This window comes from Sphingobium sp. TomTYG65 (assembly GCF_055395525.1).
Map to the genome: position 1 here is coordinate 90,016 of NZ_AP027331.1, position 15,126 is coordinate 105,141.

At 62.5% G+C, this 15,126-nt stretch carries 14 protein-coding genes; 5 read left to right on the forward strand and 9 right to left on the reverse strand.

Features of this window, described 5'->3' with window-relative positions:
• Positions 1-43: 43 nt before the first annotated feature.
• Both ACZ5Y5_RS14315 and ACZ5Y5_RS14320 read right to left on the reverse strand, forming a co-directional pair.
• Positions 44-1,369: an aromatic ring-hydroxylating oxygenase subunit alpha gene (locus ACZ5Y5_RS14315; RefSeq protein ID WP_464811170.1), complete on the reverse strand. Its 1,326-nt coding sequence runs from the start codon at positions 1,367-1,369 to the stop codon at positions 44-46.
• Entirely contained in the window at positions 1,359-1,826 is a 468-nt protein-coding gene (locus tag ACZ5Y5_RS14320; protein WP_464811171.1) for a nuclear transport factor 2 family protein, read from the reverse strand. Before ACZ5Y5_RS14320 ends, ACZ5Y5_RS14315 begins: the two co-directional genes overlap by 11 nt.
• Positions 1,827-1,947: 121 nt before the next feature.
• On the opposite strand from ACZ5Y5_RS14320, the gene ACZ5Y5_RS14325 reads away from it, so the two are divergent.
• Positions 1,948-2,574: a TetR/AcrR family transcriptional regulator gene (locus ACZ5Y5_RS14325; protein WP_464811172.1), complete on the forward strand. Its 627-nt coding sequence runs from the start codon at positions 1,948-1,950 to the stop codon at positions 2,572-2,574.
• A 7-nt stretch (positions 2,575-2,581) separates the two neighbouring features.
• Here the strand turns inward: ACZ5Y5_RS14325 and ACZ5Y5_RS14330 are convergent, their stop codons facing one another.
• The 5 genes from ACZ5Y5_RS14330 to ACZ5Y5_RS14350 all read right to left on the reverse strand — a co-directional run bounded on the left by ACZ5Y5_RS14330 (position 2,582) and on the right by ACZ5Y5_RS14350 (position 9,334).
• A complete protein-coding gene (locus tag ACZ5Y5_RS14330) occupies positions 2,582-3,328 on the reverse strand; it encodes an SDR family oxidoreductase (protein WP_464811173.1) in 747 nt (248 codons plus the stop codon).
• Positions 3,329-3,344: 16 nt separating this feature from the next.
• Positions 3,345-4,394: a nuclear transport factor 2 family protein gene (locus ACZ5Y5_RS14335; RefSeq protein WP_464811174.1), complete on the reverse strand. Its 1,050-nt coding sequence runs from the start codon at positions 4,392-4,394 to the stop codon at positions 3,345-3,347.
• Between the two features lie 57 nt (positions 4,395-4,451).
• Complete coding sequence (locus ACZ5Y5_RS14340) at positions 4,452-6,746, reverse strand: TonB-dependent receptor (protein ID WP_464811175.1); 2,295 nt, start codon at positions 6,744-6,746, stop codon at positions 4,452-4,454.
• A 256-nt stretch (positions 6,747-7,002) separates the two neighbouring features.
• The gene (locus ACZ5Y5_RS14345; RefSeq protein ID WP_464811622.1) at positions 7,003-8,013 is read right to left on the reverse strand and encodes an NADP-dependent oxidoreductase; all 1,011 of its coding nucleotides are present in this window, start codon (positions 8,011-8,013) and stop codon (positions 7,003-7,005) included.
• Between the two features lies 1 nt (position 8,014).
• On the reverse strand, positions 8,015-9,334 hold the full coding sequence (locus ACZ5Y5_RS14350) for an aromatic ring-hydroxylating oxygenase subunit alpha (RefSeq protein ID WP_464811176.1): 1,320 nt from the start codon (positions 9,332-9,334) through the stop codon (positions 8,015-8,017).
• A 132-nt stretch (positions 9,335-9,466) separates the two neighbouring features.
• Between ACZ5Y5_RS14350 and ACZ5Y5_RS14355 the strand changes: the two genes are divergently transcribed.
• The 4 genes from ACZ5Y5_RS14355 (at position 9,467) to ACZ5Y5_RS14370 (ending at position 12,569) form a co-directional block, all read left to right on the forward strand.
• A complete protein-coding gene (locus tag ACZ5Y5_RS14355) occupies positions 9,467-10,135 on the forward strand; it encodes a TetR/AcrR family transcriptional regulator (protein WP_464811177.1) in 669 nt (222 codons plus the stop codon).
• An 82-nt stretch (positions 10,136-10,217) separates the two neighbouring features.
• Positions 10,218-10,979 (forward strand): SDR family NAD(P)-dependent oxidoreductase, encoded by a 762-nt coding sequence (locus tag ACZ5Y5_RS14360; protein WP_464811178.1) that lies wholly within the window; start codon positions 10,218-10,220, stop codon positions 10,977-10,979.
• On the forward strand, positions 10,979-11,767 hold the full coding sequence (locus tag ACZ5Y5_RS14365; protein ID WP_464811179.1) for an SDR family NAD(P)-dependent oxidoreductase: 789 nt from the start codon (positions 10,979-10,981) through the stop codon (positions 11,765-11,767). The genes ACZ5Y5_RS14360 and ACZ5Y5_RS14365 overlap by 1 nt, the downstream gene beginning before the upstream one ends.
• A gap of 4 nt (positions 11,768-11,771) precedes the next feature.
• Positions 11,772-12,569 (forward strand): sugar phosphate isomerase/epimerase family protein, encoded by a 798-nt coding sequence (locus ACZ5Y5_RS14370; RefSeq protein ID WP_464811180.1) that lies wholly within the window; start codon positions 11,772-11,774, stop codon positions 12,567-12,569.
• An 86-nt stretch (positions 12,570-12,655) separates the two neighbouring features.
• On the opposite strand, the gene ACZ5Y5_RS14375 is transcribed toward ACZ5Y5_RS14370, so the two are convergent.
• Both ACZ5Y5_RS14375 and ACZ5Y5_RS14380 read right to left on the reverse strand, forming a co-directional pair.
• Positions 12,656-14,101, reverse strand: a complete 1,446-nt coding sequence (locus tag ACZ5Y5_RS14375; protein ID WP_464811181.1) for a 2-oxo acid dehydrogenase subunit E2 — start codon at positions 14,099-14,101, stop codon at positions 12,656-12,658.
• A gap of 6 nt (positions 14,102-14,107) precedes the next feature.
• Complete coding sequence (locus ACZ5Y5_RS14380; RefSeq protein ID WP_464811182.1) at positions 14,108-15,124, reverse strand: alpha-ketoacid dehydrogenase subunit beta; 1,017 nt, start codon at positions 15,122-15,124, stop codon at positions 14,108-14,110.
• Positions 15,125-15,126 lie beyond the last annotated feature (2 nt).

The following is a 15,126-nucleotide window of genomic DNA, read 5'->3' on the forward strand; positions in this document are numbered from 1 at the left end:
CAGAATGGGAGGATGCCCATGGCGGGCTTCCTCCCCCCTTTTTTCATCGTCGGCCCTCAAGATAATCGTTCAGCACCTCATGGAAGCGCCGGACCCGCGTTTCCTGCCCAGCCAGATAGGCGTCGGTGAACCCCATGGATCGCAGGCCCTGCTGCTGCGTCACCGCCAGTGACAGGTCCTGGCTGAGAAAATCGCCCTGTGCGATGGTCGCCTGATAGTCGCTGAAATCGCCCTCCTCGAATGAGGCCTCTTCATAGGGGCGCATGCCGTAGAGTGTGGCCACCGCGTCCGCGCCCTCGATCTTCGGAACGATGTACCAATAGTCGAAAGTTGACCAGTTGGGGTCTTCGGCATCCGGTTCGGTGCGGAAGAAATGCAGCCCCTCCGGCGTTCCCGTCAACGTGACATTAGGGAAAAGCGTATGGTGGAACTGATCGGTCAGTTCCCAGTCCGTCATTGCCGCGAAATGCGCATGGCCGCGCGCCGGCCCCAGTCGCCGCCGCGCCTCCTGCAACGCCTCCCGCGCTGACTGGGCGCGGCCTTCATAAGCGGCGGGGTCTATCTCCCATTCCTTCAGTATCTCAGCCCAGAGCGGTTTTACCTGCTGGGCGTCGGGATAGCGGCTCGATGGCTGAAATTTCTCGATCATCCGGTTGTGACCTGCCGGATACATTTCGAACACGGTGGTCGCATAATGATCGTCGATGATCGGCATGAATTGCGGGTGTACCGCAGGGATATGATAGGCTTCGTTGAAATTGTCCGATGCGAATTTCCAGTTGGTGTTGACGCGCAGCCGCCGCCAAACCACCCGAGTCCAGTTGTCGAGATCGCGATTAGCGAGCAGGTCGGGAACGGGCGCCAGATAATCACGTAGCGTTGGGGCGTTGCGATCGAAGCTGAACCAGATGAAGCCGCCCCATGTCTCGCATGGCAGTTCGGACAGGCGCAGCTTGCCGCAAGGATTGCCTTGCGGAAAATCCTCTGGGTCCTGCACATGCTGAAGGGCGCCGTCTATGCCCCATTTCCAGCCGTGATAGGTGCAGGCGAAGCTGCCCGCGACCCCGCCTTCGCTGACCGTTACCAGCCGGTTGCCGCGATGCTGACAGACGTTGAAGAAGGCGCGGATCGACCCATCCTCCTGTTTCACCATCATCACCGATTCATGGGCGAAATTATGAACGATGAAGTCGCCCGCATCCTCCAGCTGCGCGGTGCGGCCGCCCACATGCCAGATGCGCTTCCACATATGCTCCCATTCACGGGCCGCAAAGTCGCGGCTGTAATAGCGCTCGCCGGTAATCGCGTCGCCGCGGGCTGCAGGTTTTTCGGCCAGGGGGGATGTGGGATAGGAGGCCTCAGGCGGCATCGCTCGTCTCCCGGCCATGGATTTCGCCCAGAGATCCCGGCATTGGCAGCAGCGGCTCCTCGTAGAAGCGGGCGATCTTCCACCCTTCCGGCGTGCGCACGCAGTCGAGATAGTAATCGACATGAACGGTGACGCTGTTGCCATCCTTTGCGATACCCATGCCGGTCACATAGGCGCGGGTCGAGGCAGTGTCGCCGTCGAGCCGCTGCACCGTGAAATTGGCGCTGTAATGGGCGTGATGCGCCATGTCAGCAAAGACGCGGGTGAAGAAGGCGCGGATGCCCTCATGCCCTTTCGTCCTGAGCAGGCCGATCGCGCTCAGATCATAATCGGCGTCAGGGGTGAAGAGGCTGACGAGGCCCTCGACATCCTCGAGCCGGTCGACCGCATAGCAATAAGCGGTAAGCAGATCCTGTAGGGCAAAGCGGTCGTGCAATGCCCGAATATCCGGGTTCATGGCGTCTCTCCTGTCTGTGCCGGGCTGGATGCCGACTCATACTGCTAAAAAACAATCACAGTTGCTTGTATTAAATTTCCCCGCTGTTCGCCATGCTGTGCTTTTTGCTAGGGGAGCAGACATGGCTGACAAGGAAACCGCCCCGGAAAGCTGGCAAAGCCGCAAGAGCGCCCTGATGCGCGAGCGCATATTGGAGGCCGCCGTCGACTGGCTGGTCGAGCGGGGCTATGCGGGCTTTTCCGTGCTGGCGCTGGCAGAGCAGGCTGGGGTGTCCCGCGGTGCGCTACAGCATCATTTCCCGACCAAAAGCGATCTGGTGTCGGCCGTCATCGACCATGTGGTTGACCGGCGCATCGCTCGATTCCTCACCGACTTCCGGGCAAGTGCGACGATCGTCGACGATCAGCCGCAACAGGCGACGGCGATGTATTGGGACAGCGTGCAGAGCCGGGACTATGCCGCCTATCTTGAACTGTTGGTGGCGGCGCGGACGGACGCGGAACTGCGCGACTGCTTCGTGCCGGGCGCGGTGCGTTATGACCGGGTATGGACGCAGGAGGTCGCCGGTTCTTTCCCGCAATGGGAGGGGAATGAGGATAGGCTGCAAGTGGCGAGCGATTTTGTTGCCGCGACGCATCTGGGGCTGCTGCTCATGTCCACCATGCCGGGCCAGCGGCGCGACAATGTGCTGGCGCTGGTGGAGAAGATCGTCATCGACCTCTACCACCAGCGTGGGACGGGAAGCTGACGCGCCTTCAGCGCATCGTCTCTCCATTATCGATGACGATATTGGTGCCGGTGATGTGGCGCCCGTCCTGACAGGCGAGATACAGGACCATGTTCGCAATATCGATCGGCTGGCCCATGCCGTGGGCGGCGCTCTGCTTCAGTCCAGCGGAATCGGCAGGCAGTTCGGCCAGCGCCTGCGCGGTCATGGGTGTTACGATGCTGCCCGGCGCGATCGAATTGACCCGGATGTTATAGCCCTGCTCCTGACAATGCACCGCGATGCTTCGGGTCATGGCGATGATGCCGCCCTTTGCCCCCGCATAGGCGGGAATGACGCTCATTCCCTTCATGCCCCCGATCGAGGCCATGTTGATGATCGATCCGGAGCCGTCGCGGCTCATGCGCGGGATTGCCGCCTTGCAACCAAGGAAAGTGCCGTCCAGCATGACGTCGATCTGGATCTTGTAATCGGCGTAGCTCAGATCCTCGACCGTGGCGAAGCGGACCAGACCGGCATTGTTGACCAATATGTCGAGCCGACCGAACCGTTCCATGGTGGTGCCGACCACCCTGTCCCACTCCACCTCGCTGCGCACATCATGGTGGAGGTAAAGGCTGCCGGGCAATTCCGCTGCCAGCGCTTCGCCCGGCGCGTCCTGAATGTCGGTGATGACGACCTTCGCGCCCTCCGCCGCCAGCAGCCGCGCGTCGGCCGCGCCCAGACCAGAGGCGCCCCCGGTGATGATGGCAACCTTGCCGTCCAGCTTTCCCATGACTTTCCTCTCCTGATTATAACGACGACCAATGGGCGTAGACCGGATCGTCCTGCCCGAAAGCGCCGCGCGTCTTCAGCGGTTCATACATGCCGTCGAGCGCCATGCTGACCGGATGGGCGGTGTTCCAGTCGGCGACGAAGGTGCGGCTGGCGATCTTCCAGGTGCCGCCGCGCCGCTCATAGCGATCGAGATAGCGCCCTCCGGTCATCACATCCTGCCCGCCGGCCGACAGATGGGCGAGGACATAATGTTCACCCACGCCATGGTCGCCCTTCACCTCGATCCATTCATTGGCGACCGAATGGAAGCAATAATCCAGATTGGCGCGGCAATAGTCGGTGACCTCGTTCGCAAAGTCGGCGGCTGATCCGTTGACGACGCCGGAGACGACGTTGCTGTCCTCCCAGAAGATCGATGCCAGCAAGTCCGCATCGGCGCGGTCGACGCCCCGGCAATAGGTCATGACGAGATCATGGATGGCAAGGCGCGAAACGGCCTGGTCCAGCGCGGCGGCATCGGGCGTCATGGGCGTGGCTCCTTGGGCGGCGAGGGAAGCGGCATGGTGACAAGCGAGCAGGGCAAGGGCGGTGTCGGCCGATCCCTTCGCGCCGCTGGGGACGAAAGGGTCGGGCGTCAGCGGAAGCGAAGCAGGCAGGGAGGCGTCGGCACGGTTGACGTTGCCGTCCATGACATAATCGCGATGGGTGATCCGCCATTCACCCCCGCGCCGCTCCAGCCGGTCGAGATAGCGGCCGAAAATCAGCCGCTGCATGCCCGTCTCCTGCGCATAAGCGATGACATAGGCTTCGCTCACGGCCCGCTCGCCCTCTAGGCGGAGCATCGGCGGGGCGGTGCGGTGCAGGGTCGGTGGAGCGGCTGTCATCGCATCGGCCAGCGTCGTGGCGAGCGCCGAGGCATCGCCGCGGAAAAAGCCATAATCGACCGTCGCGCCGGGATGATAGGCGCTCGCGATCAGCGCGGCATGGGCGCGGTCCACGCCGCGGCTGTGCCGGGCAAGCGCGTTGCCGATCTGGTCATGGGCAATCAGCAGCTCTGCGGCCATAGGCGAATTCGCGGGCATGGGGGCAGCATAGCCGCTGACCCCCGCTCGCGCTCCTTATCAGAAATTGTAGGTGACGGATGCGCCATATTGCCGCGGCGGGGCATAGCCGACGAGCGCGGCATAGCCCGGCGAGTCATAGGAGGTGGAGATATAGCGCTTGTCGAACAGGTTCTTGCCCCAGAGGCCGATCTGGAACCGGTCACCCGGCGCATACCATGTCAATAGCGCGTCAACATAATGGGTCGGCTGGATTTCCGAACGTGGGGTGTTGAGAATCGCGGTATAATATTTCTTCGACGTATATTGATAGCTGAGGTCGGCGACGATCTTCGATCCGCCCGGCAGGTTCAGCGTGTAATTGGCGCCCGCCGTCGCGGCCCATTTGGGCGCATTTTGCAGCGCGGCACCCTTCAGATCGTAGATGGTCGTGCTGACCGGATCGAAATAGAGGAACTCCTTATATTTCGTGTCGAGATAGCCGAGCGATCCACGCAGCGTCAGGCCATCGACCGGGACAGCCTGCACTTCCAGCTCGAAGCCCTTGATTTCGGCCTTCGCGGCATTGAGGATGCGGTTGCCCTGCACGTTGGTCGCGCTGTCGAAATAAATCTGCGCCACCTGCATGTCGCGATAATTGGTGTAGAAGGCGGCCAGGTTCACGCGCAGCCGCCGGTCCAGCAGGTCGGCCTTGATCCCCGCTTCGAACGTGTCGACCTTTTCCGGCCCATAGGGGGTGTCGCCGTCCTGCACCACGCCGATGCGGCCGGTGAATCCGCCCGACTTGAAGCCGCGCGCCCAGCTGGCATAGACCATCTGGTTCGGGCCGATTTCATAATCCGCGCCCAGTTTCCAGCCGACATTGTTCCAGCTCTTGCGGCCGCCGGTGTCAATCTGGTGTGGCACGTTGTTGAGGTCGCCAATGCCCGGCGCAACCGCGAAATCGTCGGAGGTGAGCGGCGGCAGGTTCATCGCATAATCCAGCGTCGAGCGCGCCCTGATCCGGTCATGGGTGACGCGGATGCCGCCTTGCAGCTTCAGCCGGTCTGTGACCTGGAAATAGCTCTGGAGGAAGGCGGAAACGGATTCGGTGCCCTGATCCTGCGTGTTATACTGGGCGAGGCCGGGCGCGGCGAAGTCCAGATGATACATTTGATAATGGTCGTAATGGGTCTTGAGGTAGAAGACGCCCGCGACGCCGGTAATTGCATCATTGAGCTTGAAGGAGGAGCGCAGTTCTTGGCTGAACTGCCAACCTTCGGTTCGACGGCGGGTGGCATTGTTGGTCTTGGGCGATCCGTCCTGATCGGTATATTCGAATAGATTGAACTTCTTGTAGCCGGTGATGCTGGTGATGTCGCCCAGCGCTGTATCGCCGATTTCGGTCGTCAATATACCGAAATAGGTGTTCATGTTGGAAGTATCAGGCACTTCATTATTGCCCGAATAATATTTGCCCGGTGCCTTGCAGCGGCTGCCGGCTGGCAGGCATGGGCTTGGATACATGGGAAGGACGCTGCCATTATAGTTGACGCCCGGCGCAACATAGTTGGCCTCGCCCGGCAGAGCACCGTTGACGACGACGGGCGCGCCGTTGCGGGCGGCGACATATTCGCCCTGAAGCGTCATCTTCACGTTGGACGCCGGCGTGAAGAGCAACTGGCCGCGCACCGCATCGATATTCTTCGATCCCATGTCCGATCCATCATAGACGTTGGTGACCCAGCCCTTGCGCTGCGTGTGGATGCCCGCAATCTTGAGGGAGAGCGTATCTGCGACGATGGGCGCCTCGATTGCGCCGGAAATGTCGAAACGGTCCCAATTGCCGTACATGGCCTTGAGATAGCCGCCAAACTCGCCAGTAGGCTGCTTCGTTACGACATTGACGACACCGCCAGTGGTGTTCGCGCCGAACAGGGTGCCCTGCGGACCGCGCAATATTTCCACGCGCCCCACATCATACATGTCGAGCAGTGCGCCCATGCTGAAGAATTGCGGTACGCCATCGACCACGATCGACACGGTATTGCCCGCATAGGGATCGGGTTCGATCACGCCGATGCCGCGAATAGTGAAAACCGCGTTGTTGGGGGTGTTGGCGAAATTGTCGATCTGCACATTGGGGACCGATCCCTGCAATGCCTGAAGCGTCGTCACCTGCATGTTGGCGAGCTGCTCACCTGCCACGGCCGAGACGGAAATCGGCACATTCTGCATGTTTTCGGCCCGCTTCTGTGCGGTGACGACGATGTCTGCGATCCCGCCAATGGGTTGCGGCTCGCCCTGAGCAAAGGCGTTCGCAGGCAGCATGCCTAACGCGGACACGCCGGCCAACAGATATGCAAATCGCTTCATCTTTTCCTCCCCGGATGATCAGCCATGCCGGACGGGGAGCGCTCCTGATCACGCCTTCTGATCCCAAAACCAGCAATAGTGCCTGTTTATCGCAGCGGGCGCCTTTCCCAACTCTTGTTTGTCACAGGTAGGCTGGCACGGGCGATCGCCACGGGCACGATGAGCCTGCCCAGGGGGCCGATCTATAAGGGAACGCCTGTCTGTGAAGGGATATGGAGCAGGGGTGCTGTTAGCGCCGTTCGGTGTCGCCTAAGGGTCAGATCAGCTTGAGGATCATCTTACCCTCGTTCGTGCCTTCAAACAGCCGCAGAAAGGCATGCAGGGCATTATCGATTCCCTCCTCGACATGCTCTTCATATCTCAGCTTCCCTTGCGCCGCGAGACTGGCCATGGCGCGGACGCCTTCGGGGAAACGATGCACATATTGGCTGACGAGATAGCCGCGCATCGTCGCCGTCTTGACGATCAACTGCCAGAGATGGCGGGCGCCGACCGGTTCCCGATTATATTCCGAGATAAGGCCGCACAGCAGGACCTGCGCGCCGTCCGCCAGATTGAGAAGTGCGGCGTCGAGGCAAACGCCCCCCACATTTTCATAAACGAAGTTCACGCCGCGAGGGCAGGCGGCGGCGATGTCGGCGGCAAGGGTCGCCACGTCCTTACCCCGATAATCTATGGCGGCGTCAAAGCCGTAGCGGTCAGTCAATTTGGCGCATTTGGCGGGGCTGCCCGCAATGCCGACGACGCGAGTGCCACGCATCTTGGCCAACTGGCCCACCAGCGACCCCACGGCCCCGGCGGCGCCACTGACCAGCAGCGTGTCGTCCGGGCCGGGCCGCAGGATATCCTCTACGCCGAACCAGGCGGTCAACCCGACCGCACCCGCTACCGACAGATAGGCGGTAGGAGAGGAAACCGCGCTCACATCGATGGCATGAGTGAAGCCGTCCGCTCGCCCGACCGAATGAGTCTCGATCTTGTTGAGCCCCATCACCCAGTCACCCGTCTGAAACGCGTCGCACCGGCTTTCCTGCACCACGCCCACGGTGGAGGCGCGCACCGCGTCGCCGATCGGCACCGGCGGCATATAATTGCCCCCGGCGTCGAGCCACCCACGAATGGCTGGATCGATCGAGGCATAATGGTTGCGGATCAGGAACTCGCCCTCGCCAATGGCCGGAATCGGCTCATCGGTCAGCCGGAAATCGGAGGGGCGGGGCAGGCCCTGCGGCCGCGCGGCCAGGATGAAGCGGCGGTTGACGCTCATGTCAGTCGTGGATCCCGCAAACGTCATTCAGCTTCTCATGGAAGAACTGGACCCGTTTTTCCTGATTGGCGAGGATGCCTCCGCGAAAGCCGCGCGAATGCAGCCCCTGCTGTTGCCCGATGGCGACCGACAAGTCCTGGTCGGCCACATCGCCCAGCGTCTTTTCGCCAAAGACGATATGTTCGCGGTCCATCGGTTCGAAGGCAGTGGGACCGTTGGGGCCGATGACGACATCGCTGTCGCCGATCGGGTGCGCGACAAACCAATGGTCGAACAGGCAGCGTTCCGGGTCGGTGGGATGCGGTTCGGAGCGGAGTACCTGCACCCCGTCGGGCCACATCGTAAAGGTGATGTTAGGCCAGAGGGTGAAGTGGAAATAATCGACGATTTCCTCGTCACCCATCGCCGGATAATGGACATAGCCCTTGGCAGCGCCCAGTGTGCGCTTCTGCCGGATGATAGCGTCGCGGGCATCCATGGCGCTCTCGCCATAATCGGCGGGGTTAAGTTCCCAATATTCCAGCGCCTGCGCCAGCGGAATGTCGAGCTTGTTGCGCGTGTCGTAGCGGGCCGAGGGCTGCAATCCCTTCATCCGCATCATGTTGTGACCGGTTTCCGCATAGATGTGGAAAACGCAGTCGGTATGATCGTCGTTGATGACCGTTGAAATCTGCGGATGCAGCGTCGGCAGATGATAGCTTTCGTTGAAATTGTCGCGGATGATCTTCCAGTTGCAGGGCACGTCCGACACCACGGCATAAACGCGCGTCATCTTATCCATCTGCCACTGTTCCAGATGGCTGGCGACCTTCTCGCCCAACCATTCGCGCAGCGGCGCTGCATCCTTGTCCATGTTGAACCAGACGAAGCCGCCCCACACCTCGCAAGCGATTTCGGTCAGGCGATGCTTGCCGCAAGGGGAGCCGCCCGCGAAGTCCTCCGGGTCTTGCACATGGGCAAGCATGCCGTCAGGATTGTAGCGCCAGCCATGGTAGCCGCACACAAGTTGGGGGGCTCCGCCAATTTCCGTCCAGGCGAGGCGATAGCCGCGATGAAGGCAGGCATTGTAGAAGGCCCGGACGGAGCCATCCTCCTGTTTCAGCATCACGACCGACTCGCGGCCGAGATTGTGGGTCAGGAAATCGCCTGTATCGATCAGGTCCGCCGCCATGCCGCCGATGTGCCAGACCTTGGTCCAGACCTTGTCCCATTCCGCGTCGGCCCAGCGCTTTGCGTAGTAACGCTCGCCGGTGATTGGATCCCCACGCACCGGCGCGTCATAGTCCGCAACCTGGCGGTCCATCAGTTGTTCACCCGTCATAGCCCTCTCCGGCTGATTTTTGCTTGAACGATCGACCAAATTTTGCGCTATGCTCTGGAAGAGTCAATATCTGCGTCAGGGCGGAATGCCTGGCGGGCGCTAATCTACTAAAAGTGATAGGTTCCTAGACGAATGGCACAGGTGAAGGTCGATCGGCGTCGAGCCCCGGAAACGGCGGCCCGGATATTGGATTCCGCGGAAATGCTGTTTTCCTGGCGTGGCTTCTACGGCGTTAGCTTGCGGGAGATCGCGGCCGATGCAGGCGTGCAACTGGCTCTGTCCCACTATCATTTCGGGTCGAAGGAGAGCCTGTTCGGTGCGGTGATCGAAAGGCGGGCGGAGGAACATGCCAGCAGCATAGAGGCCGCGCTGGAGGCGGCCTTGCAGGTTGAGGGCAGCCGCCGGGTTCGCAGGGAGGCCGTCATCCGTGCGCTCATCAGCCCCATCGCGGAACGCTCCATGCGCGGCGGGCCGGGCTGGAAAAACTATATCCGTCTGCTCGCTTTCGTCGCCAATCATCCTCAGGAGGAGGAATATGTCTCGCCCTTTCGCCAGCATTATGACCGGCTGATTTCATCCTTCGTCGAAGCCCTGGTGGCCATTCACCCGGAGATGGCGCCGCTCGACGTGCAATGGGGCTTTTTCTTCTATCAGGCGGCGACAACGCACATATTGGTGGAAAGCGGAATGCTCGACCGACAATCGGGCGGGCTGCTCAGATCCGGCGATCTGGACACGATGATCGATCGGATGGTGCCCTTCTTCAGCGCGGGCTTTCTGGGGTTGGGCGCGAAGGACTGAGGCACCCTCATAGAAAGTCGAGTTGGCGAAACCGGAGCCGCCGTTAATCTCCTCCGCACGACACAAGCGTCAAGGAGTGGATATGGGCCGTCTGGAAGGAAAGGTCGCCGTCATATTGGGCGCGTCCAATGCCGAGAGCATGGGGGCGGCCACTGCGCGGCGCTTTGCGCAGGAGGGGGCTAGGCTGGTTCTGGCCGCCCGACGTAAAGAGGCGGTGGAAGCCGTGGCGCGGGATGTGGGAGCCGTTGCGGTCGCCTGCGACATCACCGTCGAGGATGATCTGGCGGCGCTAGCGAAAGCGGCGATCGATCATTTCGGACGGCTGGATATTGCGGTCAACTATGCGGGCGTCGAATCCGGCGGCCCGTTGATCGAAACCAGCGCCGAGACTTTCCGTCAGGCGGCGGACGTGCATTTCGTGGGCACTGCCCTATTCATCAAGCAGATGGCGCTCGCGATGGCGGAGGGCGGTTCCATCATCACGGCTTCCTCGCTCACGGTGCTGGTGCAGGCGCCGGGCCTGTCCGCCTATGCGGGATCGAAGGGAGGCGCCGATGCCCTCGTTCGTGTCGCCGCCAATGAGCTGGGTGAGCGCAATATTCGGGTCAACGCCATCGCGCCGGGCTTCACGAAGAGCGCGATGACGGCAGGCTATTTTGCGGTGGAGGCGGTAACGCGCGCATTCCTGAAGGAAATACCACTTGGCCGCTTCGCCACGGTCGAGGATGTCGCCAATAGCGCGCTCTGGCTGGCGAGCGACGAGGCGCTCGTCACCGGGCAGGTGATCGATGTAACCGCTGGGCAGTCGCTGCGCCGTACACCCCGCCCGGACGAATTCGTCTGATGGGGCGACTGGCAGGCAAGCGGGCACTCGTCGTCGGTGCCGCGGGGCGAGGCAATATGGGGCAGGCAATTGCTCGCCGTTTCGCCGCAGAGGGCGCACAAGTAGCGGTTGCCGGGCGGCATCGCGATGTGTTGGAGGAATTGGCCGGCGAGATTGGCGGCGTGGCCGTGGATTGCGACTTCGCCGAGGGCGAGTCTATCCGGGCGATGGTCGACATGGCGGCTGAAGGGCTGGGCGGGATCGACATTGCCGTCAACGCGACCGGCTGGGGGTTGCTCAAACCGTTTCTGGAGACGAGCGAGGAGGAACTGGACCGGATGTATGCGCTGCAATTGCGCGGGCCGTTCCAGTTTTTTCAGGCGCTGATCCCCGTCATGTCGGAACGGGGTGGGGCGATCATCCAGATCAGCTCCGCCACCGCCACCATCCTGTTCCACGATCATGACGCCTATATGGCGACCAAGGCGGGGACCGATCATCTGGTGCGCAGCGTCGCCAACCAGTTCGGCGAGCGCGGCATCCGCGTCAACAGCATTTCTCCGGGCGTCACGGAGACACCGATGACGGCCGATGCGCAGGCTGTGCCGGGCCTGATGGACGCTTTCATCAAGGGCTATCCGCTGGGCCGCTATGGCACGGCAGAGGATATTGCAGCAGGTTGCGTCTGGCTGGCCAGTGACGAATGTTTCATGACCGGCCAGAATTTGCAGGTGAATGGCGGGCTGACCTTGCGGTCCAATCCTTCACCCGCCGATATTGCGGCGTCGGTCGCGGCGGCGGCGGGCTGAGGCTATGGCGCGCCATCCGATCGCCATGGCGTCGGGCATCATGCCGGAAGCGACTCCCGTGCAGCTGGTCGAATGTGCGGCTTGGGCGGGTTTCGACTATGGCGGCATGTGGGTCGAACCGGCCGACTGGACGCCTGGCACCACCCGATCGGTGCGGCGGGCACTGACGGCGACCGGCCTGCCGCTGCTGGATGTGGAGGTCGTGTGGATCAAGCCGGGACCGCCCGATCCCGACCACCGGCGGATCGTCGATATCGGCATGGAATTGGGCGCGCATAATGTGCTCTGCGTCAGCAGCGATCCCGATCCGGGCGCTACTCGCGACAAGCTCGCCGCGCTGATGGACCACGCGCGGGGCGACATCCGGATCAATCTGGAGTTTGGCTTGTTCACCGAGGTTAAAACGATCCAACAGGCGTGCGCCATTTTGGGCGAGATCGGATCACCGGCCGGGGGGCTGCTCATAGACGCGCTGCATTGGACCCGGTCGGGCGGGACGTTGGCCGATGTGCAGGCGGTGCCGGTCGAGTGGCTCAGCTATTGCCAGCTCTGCGACGCGCCGATGCCGGGGGCCGATCCGACCGATCCGGATGCCATTCTGATCGAGGCTATCGACGGGCGCGTTCCGCTGGGGCAGGGGCAGCTTTCGATGGGGGGATTGCTGGACGCGATGCCTGATGGATCGCCGGTCGCGGTCGAGGAACGCTCGCGGCTCTTGCGGGAAACTTTTCCTGATCTGAAGTCACGCGCTGCCCAATTGTTGCGCACCAGCCGCGAATGGATGGCCGGGCACTCTGGATGACCTTTGCCACCCGTTCATTTTGGGCGTAGTCGAGAAACGAGCGCAGCGCGCTTATCGACTACGCCTGAAGCGGATGACATTGGCGATCAGCCGACCAGCAAGGCCGGCTCCTCGATCAGACCCTTCAGCGTCCGCATGAAGTCTGCCCCGACCGCGCCGTCGATGGCGCGATGATCGCAGGACAGCGACATCTCCACAATCGTCGCGAAGGCCAGCGCATTGCCGATCTCGATTGGTTGACGCGTGCCTGCGCCAATCGCCAGGATCGCACCCTGCGGCGGGTTGATGATCGCGTCGAACTGGTCGATTCCGAACATGCCCAGGTTGCTGACCGAGAAGCTGCCGCCCTGAAACTCCTCCGGCTGAAGCTTGCCGGTGCGCGCCTTTTCCGCGAGCGTTTTCACCTCGCGTGATATCGCCGCGACCGACAATGTGTCCGCGCCCTTCACGATTGGCGTGATCAACCCCTTGTCCGTCGCGACCGCCACGGCAATGTCGGCGCTACCGAAGCGATGGATTTCGTCGCCGTGGACCTGCACATTGACGTCCGGATGCCGGACCAACGCCAGCGCGCAGGCGCGGACGATATAGTCGTTGATGCTGGGTGCTTCGCCCGTCGCCGCCTTGGCCTGCGCGCGCAAGCCAAGGATCGCGTCGATCCGTACTTTCGATCGCAGATAGAAATGCGGGATGGTCGATTTGCTGTGAGACAGCGCCTTGGCGATGGCCTTGCGCATGGGTGACATCTTGATGACTTCCGCCGCGCCGGGAGCGGGGCGAGCGAATGCTGGTGGCGCTCCGGCTGGAGCGTCGGCCGGTTTAACTTTGGCCAGCACATCGGCCTTGCAGATGCGGCCCCTGGGACCGGTGCCCGCCATGCCGCCAAGATCCACGCCATGCTGGACGGCGAGCCGCCGCGCCAGCGGGCTGGCGAAGACCCCGTTCAGGCTGTTGCCGATGGGCGTCAGGTCGACCGGCGCGCCGCCGCCGACGCTGACCGGGGGCAGGCTGGCCTGCTGCACGTCCTGGAAGGTGATGCGGCCATTAGGCCCCGACCCGACAATGCCGGAAATCTCGACGCCCTGCTCCTCCGCAAAGGCGCGGGCGGCGGGGCTGATGTTCGCATCGGCGGCGATCGTGGTCGCTCTTTTCACCGGAGCTGCTGTCTCGACTTTGACCGGCGGAGGCGGTGGAGGCGGCGCGGCTCCCGCCTTGGAGGCTACCTTCGTTTCGGCCGGCTTGAACCCGGCGACAAAGGCGTCCACTTCCTCGGCGCTCGGGCTGTCGCCCGGCCCGGCCAGCACGGCGATCAACTCGCCGACCTGATAGGTGCCGCCCTTTTCCGCGAGCAGGCGCGGAAACATGCCGTCGGCCTCGGCCTCGACCTCATTGGTGATCTTGTCGGTCTCGATTAGCGCGAGCAGATCGCCCTTCTTGAACGGCGCCCCTTCGGCGACCATCCATTCGGCGACCACGCCCTCGGTCATTTCTATGCCCCATTTGGGCATGGCGAATGCGCGCAGATTGGCCATGATTGCTTACCCCCGCCGGTACGACATAAGCTTCACCGCCGCCGCCACGATCTTGTCGGGCGAGGGCAGATAGGCGGATTCAAGTTCGCGGGCGAAGGGCACCGGGCTGTGCGGCGCCGTCACCATCTCGATCGGGCTTTTGAGCGAGGCAAAGGCTTTTTGCGCGACCAGCGCGGACAGATCGGTGGCGAGCGAGCAGCGCGGCGGCGCTTCATCGACGATCAGCAGGCGCCCGGTGCGCTCCACGCTGTCGAGGATCGCTTCCTCGTCGAGCGGGCTGGTGGTGCGCAGGTCGAGCAGATCGCAGCCGATGCCATCCTGCGCCAGATCGGCGGCCGCCTTTTCGGCAAAGCCTACCATCATGCCGGTGGCGAGGATGGTGAGGTCGTCGCCCTGTGTCACCTGCCGGGCATGGCCGAAGGGGATGACATAATCCTCTTCCGGCACCTCGCCCTTCACGCCGTAAAGCGCCTTGTGCTCAAGGAAGATCACCGGATCGTCGTCGCGGATCGCCTGCGTCAGCAGCCCCTTGGCATCGGCGGGCGTGGTCGGCATCACGACCTTCAGGCCCGGCATGGCTGTCACGATCTGGTGGATCGCCTGGCTATGCTGGGGCGCGGCGTTGAATCCCGCGCCATATGGCATGCGGATGGTGATGGGGCAGCGCGACTTGCCGCCGAACATGTAGCGGAACTTGGCGACCTGATTCCAGATCTGATCCATGCAGACGCCGATGAAGTCGGCGAACATGATTTCGGCGATGGCGCGCTTGCCGGTCAACGCCGCGCCCGCCGCCGCGCCGATGATGGCGCTTTCCGAAATCGGCGTGTCGATGACGCGATCGCCGCCATATTTCGCCCAGAGGCCCCCGGACGTGCCCCAGATGCCGCCGATCGCTTCGGGACCGCCGGCGGACCCGTTGCCGCCGACAATATCCTCTCCCAGCATGATCAGGCTGTCGTCGCGCGCCATTTCCGCGTCGATCGTGTCGCGAATGACGTCTCGGATCATTTTCATGGCCATGA